Origin of the sequence: Pseudomonas sichuanensis, from assembly GCF_003231305.1 — a bacterium.
Lineage (GTDB): Bacteria > Pseudomonadota > Gammaproteobacteria > Pseudomonadales > Pseudomonadaceae > Aquipseudomonas > Aquipseudomonas sichuanensis.
This window is the reverse complement of the sequence record NZ_QKVM01000031.1, coordinates 1-14,568: the sequence shown is the minus strand read 5'-3', so window position 1 is coordinate 14,568 and position 14,568 is coordinate 1. Positions and strand designations below refer to the sequence as shown.

15 protein-coding genes and 1 pseudogene are annotated in these 14,568 nt (G+C 54.6%); 10 read left to right on the top strand and 6 right to left on the bottom strand.

Annotated elements, in window-relative coordinates; genetic code table 11:
• The first annotated feature begins 387 nt into the window (after window positions 1-387).
• The 3 genes from DM373_RS16870 (at window position 388) to DM373_RS16860 (ending at window position 2,195) form a co-directional block, all read left to right on the top strand.
• The gene (locus DM373_RS16870; protein WP_080635014.1) at window positions 388-726 is read left to right on the top strand and encodes a zinc ribbon domain-containing protein; all 339 of its coding nucleotides are present in this window, start codon (window positions 388-390) and stop codon (window positions 724-726) included.
• A gap of 54 nt (window positions 727-780) precedes the next feature.
• A complete protein-coding gene (locus tag DM373_RS16865) occupies window positions 781-1,686 on the top strand; it encodes a cation diffusion facilitator family transporter (RefSeq protein ID WP_004577663.1) in 906 nt (301 codons plus the stop codon).
• Window positions 1,687-1,844: 158 nt separating this feature from the next.
• Complete coding sequence (locus DM373_RS16860) at window positions 1,845-2,195, top strand: DUF3147 family protein (protein WP_004577662.1); 351 nt, start codon at window positions 1,845-1,847, stop codon at window positions 2,193-2,195.
• A gap of 32 nt (window positions 2,196-2,227) precedes the next feature.
• Here the strand turns inward: DM373_RS16860 and DM373_RS16855 are convergent, their stop codons facing one another.
• Window positions 2,228-2,554 carry a DUF2790 domain-containing protein gene (locus DM373_RS16855; RefSeq protein WP_004577661.1) on the bottom strand — a complete coding sequence of 109 codons (327 nt, stop codon included), beginning with the start codon at window positions 2,552-2,554 and terminating at the stop codon, window positions 2,228-2,230.
• Between the two features lie 680 nt (window positions 2,555-3,234).
• Between DM373_RS16855 and DM373_RS16850 the strand changes: the two genes are divergently transcribed.
• Together DM373_RS16850 and DM373_RS16845 are read left to right on the top strand one after the other, a co-directional pair.
• Window positions 3,235-3,909: a heavy metal response regulator transcription factor gene (locus tag DM373_RS16850; protein WP_059183343.1), complete on the top strand. Its 675-nt coding sequence runs from the start codon at window positions 3,235-3,237 to the stop codon at window positions 3,907-3,909.
• On the top strand, window positions 3,906-5,324 hold the full coding sequence (locus DM373_RS16845; protein WP_059183344.1) for a heavy metal sensor histidine kinase: 1,419 nt from the start codon (window positions 3,906-3,908) through the stop codon (window positions 5,322-5,324). Before DM373_RS16850 ends, DM373_RS16845 begins: the two co-directional genes overlap by 4 nt.
• A 58-nt stretch (window positions 5,325-5,382) precedes the next feature.
• Here the strand turns inward: DM373_RS16845 and DM373_RS16840 are convergent, their stop codons facing one another.
• Complete coding sequence (locus DM373_RS16840) at window positions 5,383-5,970, bottom strand: hypothetical protein (RefSeq protein ID WP_004576065.1); 588 nt, start codon at window positions 5,968-5,970, stop codon at window positions 5,383-5,385.
• A 266-nt stretch (window positions 5,971-6,236) separates the two neighbouring features.
• On the opposite strand from DM373_RS16840, the gene DM373_RS16835 reads away from it, so the two are divergent.
• Window positions 6,237-6,458, top strand: coding sequence for a hypothetical protein (locus DM373_RS16835; protein ID WP_003253450.1), 222 nt, complete (start codon window positions 6,237-6,239; stop codon window positions 6,456-6,458).
• 82 nt (window positions 6,459-6,540) lie between these two features.
• Here the strand turns inward: DM373_RS16835 and DM373_RS16830 are convergent, their stop codons facing one another.
• Genes DM373_RS16830 through DM373_RS16820 form a run of 3 tightly spaced genes read right to left on the bottom strand, consistent with a single transcriptional unit; the run spans window position 6,541 to window position 9,357 of the window.
• Window positions 6,541-7,995, bottom strand: a complete 1,455-nt coding sequence (locus DM373_RS16830; RefSeq protein WP_004576064.1) for an ArnT family glycosyltransferase — start codon at window positions 7,993-7,995, stop codon at window positions 6,541-6,543.
• Window positions 7,989-8,972 (bottom strand): glycosyltransferase family 2 protein, encoded by a 984-nt coding sequence (locus DM373_RS16825; protein WP_033726583.1) that lies wholly within the window; start codon window positions 8,970-8,972, stop codon window positions 7,989-7,991. Before DM373_RS16825 ends, DM373_RS16830 begins: the two co-directional genes overlap by 7 nt.
• Window positions 8,938-9,357 (bottom strand): GtrA family protein, encoded by a 420-nt coding sequence (locus DM373_RS16820; protein ID WP_004576062.1) that lies wholly within the window; start codon window positions 9,355-9,357, stop codon window positions 8,938-8,940. The genes DM373_RS16825 and DM373_RS16820 overlap by 35 nt, the downstream gene beginning before the upstream one ends.
• Before the next feature lie 257 nt (window positions 9,358-9,614).
• Between DM373_RS16820 and DM373_RS16815 the strand changes: the two genes are divergently transcribed.
• From DM373_RS16815 to DM373_RS16800, 4 genes are all read left to right on the top strand, one after another.
• Window positions 9,615-10,583, top strand: coding sequence for a LysR family transcriptional regulator (locus tag DM373_RS16815; RefSeq protein ID WP_059184118.1), 969 nt, complete (start codon window positions 9,615-9,617; stop codon window positions 10,581-10,583).
• A 210-nt stretch (window positions 10,584-10,793) separates the two neighbouring features.
• A complete protein-coding gene (locus DM373_RS16810) occupies window positions 10,794-12,101 on the top strand; it encodes an OprO/OprP family phosphate-selective porin (RefSeq protein WP_009395904.1) in 1,308 nt (435 codons plus the stop codon).
• Window positions 12,102-12,398: 297 nt separating this feature from the next.
• Window positions 12,399-13,424 (top strand): hypothetical protein, encoded by a 1,026-nt coding sequence (locus DM373_RS16805; protein ID WP_059183345.1) that lies wholly within the window; start codon window positions 12,399-12,401, stop codon window positions 13,422-13,424.
• Window positions 13,425-13,553: 129 nt separating this feature from the next.
• Window positions 13,554-13,778 (top strand): hypothetical protein, encoded by a 225-nt coding sequence (locus tag DM373_RS16800; RefSeq protein WP_059183346.1) that lies wholly within the window; start codon window positions 13,554-13,556, stop codon window positions 13,776-13,778.
• A gap of 444 nt (window positions 13,779-14,222) precedes the next feature.
• On the opposite strand, the pseudogene DM373_RS16795 reads toward DM373_RS16800, so the two are convergent.
• Window positions 14,223-14,568, bottom strand: a pseudogene (locus DM373_RS16795) (heavy metal translocating P-type ATPase); the annotation flags it as partial.

Sequence of the window (14,568 nt, the reverse complement as noted above, 5' to 3'; positions counted from 1 at the left end):
GCGCCAGAGGCCTTGGGCCCCTACGCGTTGGGGACGCTTAGTATGTGTGAGGCATAGGGATAAAAAGAGAAATGAATCTCGCTGAGCGCATTATTTCCGGGACCTGATAACGACACGATGACCTCGGGATTACAATGCTGACAGAAATCCAATAACTGCTGCTTTGATTGTCAATGATCACGCTATGATCAAAATTAGGGGAATACCACCCACCAAAAACAATGCGCCGCTCAGCTAGATAAATTTAATTTCACGAACAAAACGGTTTCGTTTTGTCGTAGGCTAATTTTGAACTTTCAATTCAACTTACAAGTCTTTCTCGCGAGCAGAACATTATTTTCAACTTTTGCTCGTTAATATGTCACCCATCAATGAGGGGCGAATACCATGAGCTTTTTCAAAAACATCCTGGGCGGGCACCATGGTCGTGAAAACCACGGTGGAGGCAAGCACCACAGCGGGGGACATGGGGCCGAGCAATATGATCGCCATGGCCGGCAGCAGGGCTGCGACGGCGGCAATCAGGTGTATGACGGCGGGCGCCCTGCCACTCCAGCCCCCATCAAAGATCTGCAGGGCTGCAGGCAGTGCCGGACGGCCAACGATCCGTCAGCACGCTTTTGTCTAAACTGCGGAACACCGCTATCGAGTGGTTGCACCGCCTGCGGCTCGCTGCTGAGTGCAGGAGCAAGATTTTGCAGTCAGTGTGGCCAAGCGACGCTCTAAGGCTAGCTAGACAGGAAGGCCAACGAGACCACAACCCTGCGCAAGGAGAAATACGTGGGTTCAAATCACGACCATGGCAGCGCTGCAGTACGCGAGGGGCATCAGAAGAAGCTAATCATGGCGCTCGCCTTGACTGGCAGCTTCATGATTGCAGAAGTGATCGGCGCGTGGATTACCGGCAGCCTGGCGCTGCTGTCGGACGCATCTCACATGTTCACAGATACTGCCGCCTTGGCGATCTCACTGATTGCACTTCAGATAGCCAAGCGGCCGGCAGATCAGAAAAGAACCTTCGGCTATGCGCGCCTGGAAATTCTGGCTTCGACGTTCAACGCCGTGCTGCTCTTCCTGGTGGCGATGTACATCTTGTATGAGGCCTACCAGCGCTTCTTCATGCCGGCGGAGATCGCTACCGGAGCGATGATGTGGATCGCAATCGCCGGCCTGATCATCAACCTAATTTCGATGCGCCTTCTGGCATCTGCGAGCAACGAGAGCCTCAACGTCAAAGGAGCCTACCTCGAAGTTTGGAGCGACATGCTCGGCTCGCTAGGCGTAATCATCGCGGCACTCATCATCCGCTTCACCGGCTGGACTTGGGTCGACACGATTGTCGCTGTGGCAATCGGCCTCTGGGTTCTGCCGCGGACGTGGCAGTTGCTTCGCGAAAGCCTGGGAATCCTCATGGAGGGTGTGCCGAGGGGGCTCGACGTGACGGCAATCGAGGCTACCATCCTCGGCGTAGATGGCGTTACGGACGTTCATGACTTGCACGTCTGGGCCGTCAGCAGTGGCAGCAACGTGATGACGTCGCACGTAGTGATACGGGATTCTGCAGATGGGGATGCTGTGCTGGCGGCCGTCGTGGATGCTGTCAGCGATGCATTCGAAATCCATCACTGCACCATCCAGATCGAGCGGGCAGCTTTCCACGAAAGCGTTCCGTCGCCCTCACACTGATCGATCGGTAAAAACCAAACAAACACATCACCCTCCTGGCTGAGGGTGATGTCGTAGAAGACATGCGGTGAAGGATGGCGTAAACGGCAGGAGCACTTCGAGAGGGGTTGGTGAATGGCTTCGCCTGCCCCCGACCATAACCTCCAGAAGGTTCAGCGATGGCTTGGATCATCACGAAGTATCTACTCACTGCCGGATTAGTGATTCTCGTATCGGAGCTGGCAAAGCGCAGTGACAAGCTGGGCGGGCTGGTCGCCGCCCTGCTGCTGGTCACGGTCTTGACGCTGGTCTGGCTTTACCTGGAGAACCAGAGCATGGAGAAGATCTCCAATCATGCTTGGTACACCTTCTGGTACGTGCTGCCGACCCTGCCGATGTTCATCGCTTTTCCAGTGCTGCTGCCCAAACTGGGATTCTGGCCAACGCTTATCAGCAGTATCGTCATCACCATGGTGAGCTTTGGGGGCTTTGCCCTGCTGCTCCGTCGATTTGGCATTGAGCTGTTATAAGTCACGAGCCAGGACTGCAATTCAGGGGCCGTTCAACGACTATTGATGCACTCACCTTTGACCAGGTAGCGAACCATATGTAGTTCGCCCTTTGAGTCTTCGTAGGTCATCATGCTTCTCACGTTACCGCAGTACCGCACGCTGGGCGATACATACACCAACTTACTAACGTCAAGGTCCATGCCATAGGCGTAGTCTTCAAGCTGAGGCATGGGCTTTTTTACGCGCTGAGCATAATCCGCAGTAGCCTCTCTAGCAGATCGCTCAATGCGTTGATTGATCTCCATACCGCTTTGGGCATTGGCTGTTAGTGATGTAAAGAGCATAAACACGGCGATCGCTGATACAGTAGTGTTCATAAGAAGTCCCTTAATAAAAAAGCGCCCGTAGGGGGGCGCTAAAATTCACCTACCAAAGGAGCGTATGGTTTACAGGTGAATGCACTGGCGTGAACAACTGCCCGTCGCTCTTGCCAAGCTGCTTTGAAATGAGACAATTTCCAAAGCAGCAATGCCTCTTACGCTGCCGTTAAACTAGCAAAGGAGGCTAACACCAAGATGATCGCGCAATTACAATTTGGACATGTAATAGATTGTAAGATAATTATTCGAGAGAATACTGAGCCCTCGCGTGAACTAATTCACAGAAAGGCGCAGGGGTTTGGGGCCGTCCATGGGGACTGCCTGCATGGCACTCGATCCAAGGCCAGTACCAGTCCCGCCAGCTAGCGGCAGAAATGCTGCCTGTCCTGGCCGATTCCACCCGTCAGGCGAAGCTGTCGTACACCGTTGCAGGCCCCAGAATCCGCTAAGCTCAAGGGTGGAGCCTGCATGACTGTCAGAAATCTTGCGGCTACATTACAAATTTGTAGGATTTCGCCGCGACCAGCTTCTTCGCGTTAAGATTCAAGCGTCCTCAGGTGACCCGGCGTATGGACAGAGGTAGCGACTACCACATGCCATACCCCCAGCCAAACTTTCGAACAGCCTGCAACCATGGCGGATTAGGCCAACTCCTTCCTCACACCTTGAGATAAGTTATGCGCGTTCTAGTTGTGGAAGACGAAATTAAAACTGCCGAATATCTTCAGCAGGGCCTATCCGAAAGCGGGTATGTCGTAGATATCGTGCACAACGGTGTAGATGCCCTGCACTTGTTCAACACTAATGTCTATTCGTTGGTCCTGCTGGACGTGAACCTCCCAGGTATCGACGGCTGGGATCTGCTGGAAACCATCCGCAAGAGCAGCCGGGTCCGCATCATCATGCTGACCGCCCGCGGACGCATCAATGACAAGCTCAAGGGCTTGGACGGCGGCGCGGATGACTACCTTGTTAAGCCATTCGAATTCCCTGAGCTGCTTGCACGCATCCGTTCGCTGCAACGCCGTGGTGATGAGTTAGTAGAGAAGAGCTCGCTGAAAATTGCCGACCTAGAACTCGACTCCGTCCGCCATCGCGTTTTCCGCGGTGGCACACGAATCGATCTCACCACCAAGGAATTTGCGCTTTTGCACCTGCTCATGAGCCGAACGGGCGAAGCGCTGACTCGCTCTCAGATCATCTCGTTGGTCTGGGATATGAATTTCGACTGCGACACCAATGTCATCGATGTAGCCATCCGGCGCTTGCGCTCGAAGATCGATGACCCGTTTGAAACCAAGCTCATTCACACGCTTCGTGGCGTTGGGTACGTTTTTGAGGAACGCGCATGAGGCCATTCAGCCTGGCTGCAAAGCTGGGACTAAAAGTTGGATTGATGAGCGCAGCGCTGCTGCTGATGTTCGCTACCTTCGGTTACATGATGGTTGGGCAAGCACTGGATAGAAATGCTCGCATCGATCTCGGCGTCAAAATGGAGGCAATGGCGCACAGCCTTTCCGAAATCACTGATATTGCCGATGTCAGTTCAGATTCGCACAAGCTGGTGGATTTGGTCACAGGCCAGAACAACCTCTACGTAAGCATCTACAGGTCCGCAGAGAGTGAAGATCCTTTACTCACCATCGGTTCCAAACAGATCAATCGAGAGGTTCATAGGTTCCAGGCTGCGGCGCAGACCACGGAATATGAGTGGAGCGACTATAACGGACGCCCCCTGCTCAGTGCTTCTCAGGCCATGACTCTGGGCGATGGTACGGAGGTCGGCGTCTACATGACTGCTGATCAGTCATCCAATGAAGCCCTACTCGATGCGTTGTTAACCTGGGGCCTAATGATGTCCCCTGTCATCCTCGCGTTGATCCTGGCCATTGGTTGGTGGACCGTGCGCAGAGGCCTGCTGCCACTGACCAAGTTCCTCAAGATCGCGTCGAAGATCTCAACCGAGAGCCTCGACCATCGCCTTCCAACTGATGGGATGCCTGCAGAACTCAAGAAGCTCGCCGACGGTATCAACATCATGCTGGCTCGCCTGGATGATGGGGTTCAGCAGCTCTCGCAGTTTTCTGACGACCTTGCTCACGAACTTCGGGCACCGCTCTCCAACCTAATGGGCAAGGCCCAGGTTGCCTTGACCAGAGAACGATCGCTTTCCGAGTACCGGGAGGTTCTAGAGTCGTGCACAGAAGAGCTGGACCGCATGAGCCGCATGGTTTCCGACATGCTGTTCTTGGCCCAGGTCAGTCATCCAGCATCCATGGTGGAGTTCGAACCCGTTTCCTTGGTGGACGAGGTTCAGCGAGTGTGCGATCTCTTCAGCATTTCGGCAGAAGAAGGCGAGATCCAGCTGCAGATCTCTGGCAGTGATGACGTGGTGCGCGGGAACCGCCTGATGGTTCAACGTGCCGTCTCGAATCTGGTCTCGAACGCGATCCGTTACTGCCCTCGCGGCCGCACGGTCTACGTGAAGGTGCAGCATAGTGCGAGCGGTACGACGTTGAGTGTCGGCAACCCCGGCCGCGGTATTGCCAAGGAACACCATGCGCACTTGTTTGAGCGGTTCTACCGTGTGGACAAGAGCCGAGCACGGAGCGAAGGCGGTACCGGTCTTGGCTTGGCCATTGTGCAGTCGATCATGAGCCTGCACCAAGGGTCGGCGAGCGTGGAGGTGACCGAAGAAAACTTCACGTGGTTCCACCTTCACTTTCCCGCAGCCCAGCAAATGCAGCCGGCAATGACCGCCGCTTAAATTGCGCAGACACGATTAGGCCCGTCAATCGACAGGCCTTTTTGTTTGCCTCAATGCATCAGTGCCGGAGGACCACAGGGTCCATGGGCGACCGCAGAATCACCGACTTGATGATCTTCTGCTCGTCAGGATTGGCATTCTTCCACAGGTGGGAGAAGTACTGAGCATTCACTTTCTCTTGAGCACTTACGCTGCCGGCGGCATCGATCAGGCGCATTGTCGAGTAGACACAGATCAGCGCCAGAATGAAGAACGCCGTGGCAACCACCATCACATAACGCTTGGCCAGCACCGGTGCACGCTTGAGCTCCTGGATAGAGGCGTCCGCGGCCTTTGTCGCTGCTGTAAGCTCCGAAATCAGTGGCTGGATGGCGGTTTCGACTCCGCGGCATGCAGCTGAATATGCTGATGCAGCGGCGCGCAAGGCAACTTCTTCCGCATTCGACCAAGCCTTCTCCGCCTTTCGCACCTCCTCCTGAATCTGCCGGCCGACAGCGTCCACCTGTTCCACCAGTTCGTTCGACCTCTCCAGAACAGCGCTGGAGGTGCGCGTCTGCGAGGTCAGCTCGTCGAGTTGGACAGTGAGTTTTTCAGTGCAGCGGCGAAAGTCACCGATAGCAACTGCCCAGGGCTCTATGTCATTCATGGCTATCTCCTAGGGCGGCCAACAACGCCGCGCTGAATTAACGCGCTAGATATCAAAATTGTAATTTAAGACAAAATTCGAAGTCGCCCTCGACAGTGCCGAGATAGACATGATCCTTCCAGATTTGACGATTTAACGCATCCTATCTGCAGCCAAAATTACGGAATTGTAATTATTGACTCACCTTGTCGTTAGCTTCGCGTTCCTAAACTACAAACCAACAAAGGCCGCTAATCAGGTAGGCCTAGTATGAACCGAGGTTCACAATGAAATTTGTCAAGTCTATCGCTATTGGCAGCCTGCTGCTGGGTCTCATGGGTACCGCTTACGCTGAAGGCGGCTTCGAGCGAGCGAAACAGTTCAACGAGAACTTCCGAACCGAACAGGCTCGCCTATGGAGCGATGACTCTTCGGACCAGAACAAACAACAAGTCGCTCAAGAGCAAAAGAAAGAAAGCAAGGATGGTAAGGAACAAGCCGACAATTAATCGGCGGTTAAATAGGACTTCAAATGACGAAAGTAATCGACAAAAAAGCCAGGGTAAAACCTGGCTTTTTTGTGCTTGGAATTTAGCCTTCGTTCTTGCGAGGCGTTTCCGCATTGCTTTCTCCGGCCAGACCCTCGGCACCTTGTGCGGTACGCTTCCAATGGCACAGCAGGAGCTGGCTGGCGTTCGCTTCGGTAATCGATGTGCAAGCTAGATCAGCGGGCAGACCATCCTTGCTGTCTCGCAAGCGCCTGGACAGATAGAACGAGCCATCCTGCGGCCACTTGGCAGGATCCTTGATGTTCTCGGACTTCCCGCTGCTGTAAAACTCCGACGAGTATGAGCGGCGGCCAGGATAGATCAGGGGAGCGGAATGAGCAGACTGCACATTGAGCCAGGCTTGAACCACATCTCGCTGATTCTGAGGTCGCTCCTCTAGTACCCCGGCGTAGATGATGCCCGCACCGATGATTGGCAACACCAATGCGCTCGCAGCGGCAGCCCAGGTGGTCTTCGGGCCAACTTCGCTGACCCGTGCAGACAGCAGCAAGGCCCACGCTGGCAGCGCGGGTAGCAGGTAGGTCCACAGAATGTTGCCTGCAAATGTGAAGAAGACCGGTGTCGCCAAGGCCCACAGCCAGAGGTAGGCTTCGAAGCGCTGCATCGATCCACGCTTGCGGATCAACAGTGGTAGGAACAAGGCCCATGGCAGTAGCGACAATCCGAGCTGGATCCAGATGCTGCCGTACGGCTTGGCATGAGCACTACCATAGAGGTCCCCTGCCCAGTTACTGACGACGTAGCGGCTCCAGTGCTCACCAACGAAGAAGTACTCCATGAAGCCGGGCGTTTTCATTTCGGCCGCGACATACCACGGCACGGATATACCGAACATGAGCACAAGGCCGCTAATCCAGGGAAGCCTCAGTACCCGTCCCCATTCCTTGTAGATAACGAACCAGGCGAATGCCGGCGCCCCCATAAGCACAAGGGTCAGCGGCCCTTTGGCAAGCAAGCCCAGCCCGAGACCTGCGAACATCAGGTAGGCATCCGCCTTGCTGGCGCACTTCATCCAACGCCAGAAACCGTAGCTGGCCAGCAGAATCGAGAACGACAAAACAGGGTCAGTCAGCACAACACCGCTGGAGACCAGGCCAAGTGTGGTGCTGGAAAAAATAATGGCAGCCCAGATGCCGGCGTTACGAGAAATCTGCTGCGTACCGAGTTTGATGATGATGAAACAGCTTGCCAGGTGTAGTAGCCACGCTGGGAAACGCGCAGCGAACTCGTTAACGCCGAAGACCGTCATGCTCGCGGCCTGAGTCCAGAAGGACAACGGAGGCTTGCCCCAGAATGGTACCCCGTAGTCGAACATGGGCGTGATCCAGTCATTCAACTCGACCATCTTGCGAGCCATTTCAGCGTAGCGGGCCTCAGATGTGTCCATCAGCGGGTAGATGCCCAGCCCCACCAAGCGCAATAGCAAAATCGAACCCAGGATCAACCACAGCGTCCTCTCGTTCTTCAGATTCAGCATTTCTTACCCTCGATCGAAGCCATCGAAGGGTGGAGTGACACGGGATCTACCTTGTTGCTGTGCTTCAGGAAATAGAGAGGCCGGCGCTTCACTTCCGCGAGTGTCACGCCCAGGTACTCTCCCACCATGGCGACACCGACGCACATGAATGAAGCCATTCCGACGATCAGGTGATGGATGTCGAAACTGCCTGCCACAAGCGACGCGAGCATGTAGCAGATGCTGGAGACGAATAGTCCGAAACTGATGAGGCTGAAAATGCGCAGCGGTTTGCGAGAGAAGCTGACGATGCTCTCGATGGCCAGATTGAACAGGCCAGATGCATTCCACTTGGTGCTCCCGGCATGGCGAACAGTGCGATTGTAGGGCAGTTCGATAGTACGAAAGCCTACCCAGCCGATCATGCCTTTGAGAATCCTGGAGCGTTCGTCCAGCGCCCGCAGTGCTGCCAGCGGCGCAGGCCCAATCAATCGGAAATCGCTGACATCGGCCGGCATGTCCACCTTCTCCACCAGGCGCTGCATGACCCAGTAGTAAGCCCGGGCACTCATGCGCTTGAACCACGAATCACCGATTCTCAAGTTGCGCTGCATGTTCACTACGTCGTAGCCGCGTTGCCAGTAGTCCACCATGGCCGCGATGAGCTCTGGTGGATCCTGCAGGTCGACATCAATGAAAATCAGCGCACTGCCACGGGCATGATCTATCCCGGCACTCAGTGCAGCCTCTTTACCGAAGTTGCGACTCAGGGACAGGCAACGTACAGATGACCCATCCTGATAGTGGCGAAGAATGTCGGCTGTCCGGTCACTACTGCCGTCGTCGACATAGAGGATTTCGCAGGAGACGGGTAAGCGCTTAACCACGCGGGTGATTCGCTGGTGGAACTCGGGGATGGTTTCCTCTTCCTGGAAGCAAGGGACCACGATGGTTAACAAGGGATCAGGGCGCTCGGGAAAGCGATGTAATGTCTGCATGATTGAATGTCCAAAAACGATGTGCAATGAATCCAAGTGCAGTGAGGCTTAAGGTCACTAGGACTTGGGAGATAAGCGGTGACAGATTCGACTTGATGAGGAACCACATACCCACGCCATTGCCGAAGTTTGTGGCTAACGCGACCAGTGCAAACCTGACAGGCTGAAACTTACGAGAGCCATCTGCCACAAAACAGAGCGCCCTATTTCCAATAAAGCTTGCGATTGCGCCAACCATGCCGCCACAGATACTGGCCAGCAACGGAGTAGCAAATTCTGTCGTAACCAGCACTAGGAACACCACGTAATGGATTCCCGTTGCTATGAAGCCGATCCCCAGATAACGAATTAGTAAGGTAATAAGAGGTGGGTTTTGATTTTCCATGGCCAAAGCCTATGGAGGCAAAGGTGAAAAAACAGTGAACTAAATGTAAATGCTTAATTAGCTGAATCTATATATGATAAGTAATGAGTTGGCGCACTAGACTAGCACGCTACAATATCAGAGGGATTGCCTGAGGATTACGCTTTTGAAATAAAGGCCTGCCAATAACGCACGCATGACCTGTGCATTACAATGTTGTCAAGATAAGGAAATGTCAGACGACATTGAGCTAGATTCCCCGAATGAAGGGGGATCGAATGGTTACACAAAATGAAACATATACAAGCAGCGTTGTTTCTTACAGTCCTGACATATTGGATGATCTGCCAATTGATGATCAGCTGGCCGTAGAGTTTTTCGCAACAGCACGTTGTGCCAGTTTCAAACAGGCTGCCCGAGGGCTCAATGTGCCAGTGGTAGGCCTTCGCAAACGCTTGGAGAAACTGGAAGAGCACATTGGTGCTCCCGTGTTTGTCTACAAGCACAACAAGCTTGCTCTGACCCGGACAGGCGAGAGGGTCAGCCAGTACCTGTGCCAACTCTTCGGCCCTGAAGGCCTGGGCAAGTCTGGTGAGAAGGAGGACTCCAGGCTTACCATCGCGATCACAGAGCCAGTGCTGAGCGACATCGTGAACCGCGATCTAGTCGCCTACGTACGCGATCATGCCGAAATGCGGCTGGAAATCCATTCAGAGTGCACAACGCAGATGCTTTCTGAGTGTGAAGTCGATGTGGGTATCGCTTTCGTGAGCCCAGATGATGAGGGCGCTTTTGATCGCCATCCTACGTATAGGTTTGAACGGCTCGGCCGGATTGGGCACGCGCTGTTCATTTCCAGCCGCTACTCAAGGAGCGTCACCCTTCCTGTGGAGAGCTTGGATTTGCACAACTTCATGCTCGTTGTCCCTTGGGATGAAGAGATCTTGGCGGGCTCACGAAAGTGGGCATCGATAATGTCTGAGCATCAGGGCGGTACCACTCGGGTCAAGAGCTACAACCTATCACGAGGCCTTGTCGTTGGTGGTGCGTGTATTGGAGTGCTGCCCGACTACAGCCGAAAACTGGAGAGAAATATCCTACCCGTGCCGGGTTTCCTGGACGACCTGGAGGAGAAAGATGTCTATCTTGTTATCAAATCGAAATTGATACGTAATCCCCAGGTTTTGGAAATTCGAAGATTGATCAAGAAGAGCTTCTTTGATAAGAAAGACTGGCTTGTTCGGTAACAGTTTTGTTAGGTTTGAAACTCTCCCGTTAACACTTAAGAAACACAACTGTCATATTCGCTTGCAATCTAGTCAGAGTGCTTAGAACAAAGGCATCTTGTTACAGCAGGTGACAACCGTGGCCTGCTCCCATCTGCAAGATCAATTTAGGCCGGCGCAGGGCGAAACACAACGTCGGTACCTAAGCACTTAACATACGAGAGGCAAGCAATGATCCGTTCTTCGAACATGCGGGAAAAGCTGTTGGCTGCCGCAATAATAGGCACATTTTCCTCGCAAGCATTCTCCGGAACAGTAACCACTGACGGAGCTGACATCGTTCTGAAGACCAAGGGCGGTCTTGAAGTATCGACTTCTGACAAGGAATTCAGTTTCAAACTGGGCGGCCGAGTTCAGGCCGATTACGGCCGGTTCGATGGTGTCTTCACCAAGAATGGCGATACCGCTGACGCAGGGTACTTCCGTCGCGCCTACCTTGAGCTCGGCGGCGTGCTGTACCGCGATTGGAAGTATCAGCTCAACTACGACCTTTCCCGCAACACGGGCAACGACTCCGACGGCTACTTCGACGAAGCCAGCCTGACCTACACCGGCTTCAAGCCGGTCCAACTGCGGTTCGGCCGTTTCTATACCGACTTCGGTCTTGAGAAAGCCACAAGTTCGAAGTGGACCACCGCCATGGAGCGGAACCTCTCGTACGACCTGGCGGACTGGATCAACGACAACGCCGGCATGGGTGTACAAGCCACCAGCACCATCGCTGACATGGCTTATGTCTCCGGTAGCGTGTTCAGTGAAACCAACAACAACTCGGATGGCGACAGCACCAAGCGCTACAACGTACGTGGCGTGTTCGCACCACTGCACAGTGATGGCAACGTCCTGCACGTCGGTGCTCAGTACGCTTACCGCGACCTCAAAAACAGTGCGGTCGATACCCGGATTCGTTCGCGTCTGGGCGTTCGCGGTGTAGATACCAATGGCGGCGGCGATGCCGGCACCAACGGTAACCGCATGCTGTTTGGCGGTGCCGCCGCACAAGATGGCCTGTGGAAGGACGATTCGGTCTGGGGTCTCGAAGGTGCCTGGGCCACCGGCCCGTTCTCGGTGCAAGCGGAATACCTTCGCCGCAAGCTGAAAGCTGACCAGGCCAACAACGACATGAAGGCCTCCGGTTACTACGCCCAGATGGCTTACACCCTGACCGGCGAGCCGCGTATCTACAAGCTCGACGGTGCCAAGTTCGACACTATCAAACCAGAGAACAAGGAACTGGGGGCCTGGGAAGTCTTCTACCGCTTTGACGATATCAAGGTCGAAGACGGCAACCTGGTCACCGCAGCGGACCAATCAAACGAGCGCAAGGCCAAGAGCCACACTGTGGGTGTGAACTGGTACGTCAACGAGGCGGTGAAAGTCAGTGCCAACTACATCAACGTGCGTACCGACAATAACGAGAACACCGTGGGCGACGACAGCGGCAATGCCATCGTGACCCGTCTGCAATACGTCTTCTGATCCCTCTCATCAGTCTGACGTGAGAAAGCCGGAAGCGCTGTATGTGCTTCCGGCTTTCCTGTTTCTGACGTGATCAAGCATGGAGCGCCCTCCTCCTACCTGCTTTTGCTTACCGATGACCTCTCTTGCCAACGCTCGGCGAATCTGGTGTGATTGCCGCGTCGGGCTTTGCATGGTGGCCGTGCAAGCAAATCAAACCTGACTCCTACTCATGATTGAACCTGATTCGACGTCCAGCTTCGCGTCTAACGGCCCTACAAGCGCAGCTACCCCAACGTCGCTCTTTAGGGGATAGTCATGTCTGCCAAAAAGCTGCTTCAACCTCTCGCTGCTCAGCTGCACGCCTCGTTTTCGGCTTCTGGCCGCCTGTATTCTCACCAGGACATCCACCAGCTGTTCCACGCGGCCATCGGCTCCGTTGCACCGCAAGTAGCCTCCCAAGACAAGCTCCCAATCCAGGTCAGTCGTGACAACGACACACGGCAGTACAACCTCTACGCGGCGGTCGAGCGTGCGAAAAAGTGCTTGGGATTGACCGATCTTCAAGCAGTCGGTGTGGCAGAAGAGGTCATCGAGGTGCTACGAACCGCGGGAATCGGCGTGAACCAGGTTCGCCTGCTTCTTGACCCCACCTTCACCTCGAAGACTCGCAAAAAGGCCTTCAAAGCCCTCTGCAAGAATCTGGATCTGAACGAGCTCGGCGATCGGTTCGTCCCCAAGACGGCCACGTTGGCCATCGCTGCTGGTATTGCGCCGCCTCCCAACATGTCGTGGAAGGATCGCTTCGCCTTGGCTGCAAATTCCCCTATGCGCGGGCCAAGCGAGCTCATCAGCATGGTGAACCGAGATGAGTGTTATTTGTGGGTATTCCCACCGACTGACCATCATGCGACGGCTCCAGCGACGCATGACCGTTTCTTTGGTGAAAAGACCCATCCGAGCGCAGAAATGGGCATGGGTTTCAGCATCATCGATTCCGGCTGGACCCGCCCCAAGTACCCGCTCGCCAGGCAGTCACAAGAGACCTTCATCCAGTATTCGCTTTCTGCGCCGATGTGGTCCTGGCGCGCACAAAGTGACACCTGGCGCCTGGGAAACATCCTGCGCTCCAGGATCCTTGACGGAGCTCCTTGGCATAACGAGCCTCTGAGCGATGTGTTGCCAGAGGGTTTGAAGTCTCTGCCGCGGATCTATGGGTGCGAAACCTGCCGAACGCTGTTCATCGAGAAACACAGCGGCTATCCGGATGTACCCACTCAGTGCCAGTGCGGGGATGCGAGCAGCACCGATGACCAAAACGAGCCACCTGCTCTCAATAGCTGATTTTCTTTCGGTGGCGGGGCTTTGCCCTCCCCTGAAGGGATTGGCTATGGGAGCGGGATTCGCTCAGCCCAAACCTGAAGGTGCCGCCACCTAACCGAGCGATATGAGCTGAATGCTCGCGGAGTAGATATGCAGAACAGTAAAAACAAACAAGACACCCTGGCGGCGATCAATGCGCTTGTCGAGATTGCGTATGATCAGGGATTTTCGGACGGACACGGAGTCGGCAATCAAGTCGGTTTTGTAGGCGGTGTGATGAGCCTCAAAGCTGCCTTGGCCTGCGGTTTACGGCATGGCTCACCTGAGTGTGGTAAGGCCCTTGAAAGCCTCAAGCGTATCGGTATCGACGAGTGAGTGAATAGCACCGGTCGTGCGCTATCTGCGCCCGCCCGGTGCTTCTACTCCAGGATCAGCTGGCCCACTAATCAAGGCAGCCTTTCTCGCTATTGCAGAGCCTTCATTCAGAATTTCATTTTGAATCCTGATATGGCTGGGCACAAAGCCCAATGACTCAGAGAAGCGATGCGCGTCAGGGCGAGCGCGGTCGCAGGTGAGCTTTACTATGACGCAGCCAAGTTCGCGAGCTTGTTCAAATGCCCACGAATAGGTTACGACCCAAACCACTTCACGCATATCTTCATGCACCCTCGCCGCTTTAATTTGGGCACGTCACGAGCCTAGGTAGAAAATGTTAGGCGTGTAGGGCAATTGCAGGGTAACCGCTCATCATTTTTGCTATACCACTCCCTTGCGATTGAATTGCGCTCTAAGATCTCAGGCCGTTCAGCAATGGGCCATTCACTTTTTCAAGAGCCGCAGACCATTTAGTACCACCAGCAAACTGACCCCCACGTCCGCAAAAACTGCCATCCACATCGTGGCGAGCCCCATCAGGGTGAAGGTCAAAAACAGTGCTTTGATCCCTAGCGCGAAGTAGATGTTTTGCTTGAGGATGCTGACAGTATCCCGCGACAGTTGCACGAATGCAGGGACCTTGCGCAGGTCGTCATCCATCAGCGCGACATCTGCCGTCTCAATCGCGGTACCGGTACCTGCTGCGCCCATGGCGAAGCCGATCTGGGATTTAGCCAACGCCGGCGAGTCGTTAATACCGTCACCTACCATGCCCACTATATGATTGGCC

What these genes read in the sequence shown, in the direction of transcription:
- DM373_RS16825 (WP_033726583.1), bottom strand. Translation starts at nt 8,972, where the DNA reads ATGCAGACATTACATCGCTTTCCCGAGCGCCCTGATCCCTTGTTAACC.
- DM373_RS16850 (WP_059183343.1), top strand. Translation starts at nt 3,235, where the DNA reads ATGCGCGTTCTAGTTGTGGAAGACGAAATTAAAACTGCCGAATATCTT.
- DM373_RS16815 (WP_059184118.1), top strand. Translation starts at nt 9,615, where the DNA reads ATGGTTACACAAAATGAAACATATACAAGCAGCGTTGTTTCTTACAGT.
- DM373_RS16855 (WP_004577661.1), bottom strand. Translation starts at nt 2,554, where the DNA reads ATGAACACTACTGTATCAGCGATCGCCGTGTTTATGCTCTTTACATCA.
- DM373_RS16830 (WP_004576064.1), bottom strand. Translation starts at nt 7,995, where the DNA reads ATGCTGAATCTGAAGAACGAGAGGACGCTGTGGTTGATCCTGGGTTCG.
- DM373_RS16840 (WP_004576065.1), bottom strand. Translation starts at nt 5,970, where the DNA reads ATGAATGACATAGAGCCCTGGGCAGTTGCTATCGGTGACTTTCGCCGC.
- DM373_RS16845 (WP_059183344.1), top strand. Translation starts at nt 3,906, where the DNA reads ATGAGGCCATTCAGCCTGGCTGCAAAGCTGGGACTAAAAGTTGGATTG.
- DM373_RS16800 (WP_059183346.1), top strand. Translation starts at nt 13,554, where the DNA reads ATGCAGAACAGTAAAAACAAACAAGACACCCTGGCGGCGATCAATGCG.
- DM373_RS16820 (WP_004576062.1), bottom strand. Translation starts at nt 9,357, where the DNA reads ATGGAAAATCAAAACCCACCTCTTATTACCTTACTAATTCGTTATCTG.
- DM373_RS16860 (WP_004577662.1), top strand. Translation starts at nt 1,845, where the DNA reads ATGGCTTGGATCATCACGAAGTATCTACTCACTGCCGGATTAGTGATT.
- DM373_RS16870 (WP_080635014.1), top strand. Translation starts at nt 388, where the DNA reads ATGAGCTTTTTCAAAAACATCCTGGGCGGGCACCATGGTCGTGAAAAC.
- DM373_RS16805 (WP_059183345.1), top strand. Translation starts at nt 12,399, where the DNA reads ATGTCTGCCAAAAAGCTGCTTCAACCTCTCGCTGCTCAGCTGCACGCC.
- DM373_RS16810 (WP_009395904.1), top strand. Translation starts at nt 10,794, where the DNA reads ATGATCCGTTCTTCGAACATGCGGGAAAAGCTGTTGGCTGCCGCAATA.
- DM373_RS16835 (WP_003253450.1), top strand. Translation starts at nt 6,237, where the DNA reads ATGAAATTTGTCAAGTCTATCGCTATTGGCAGCCTGCTGCTGGGTCTC.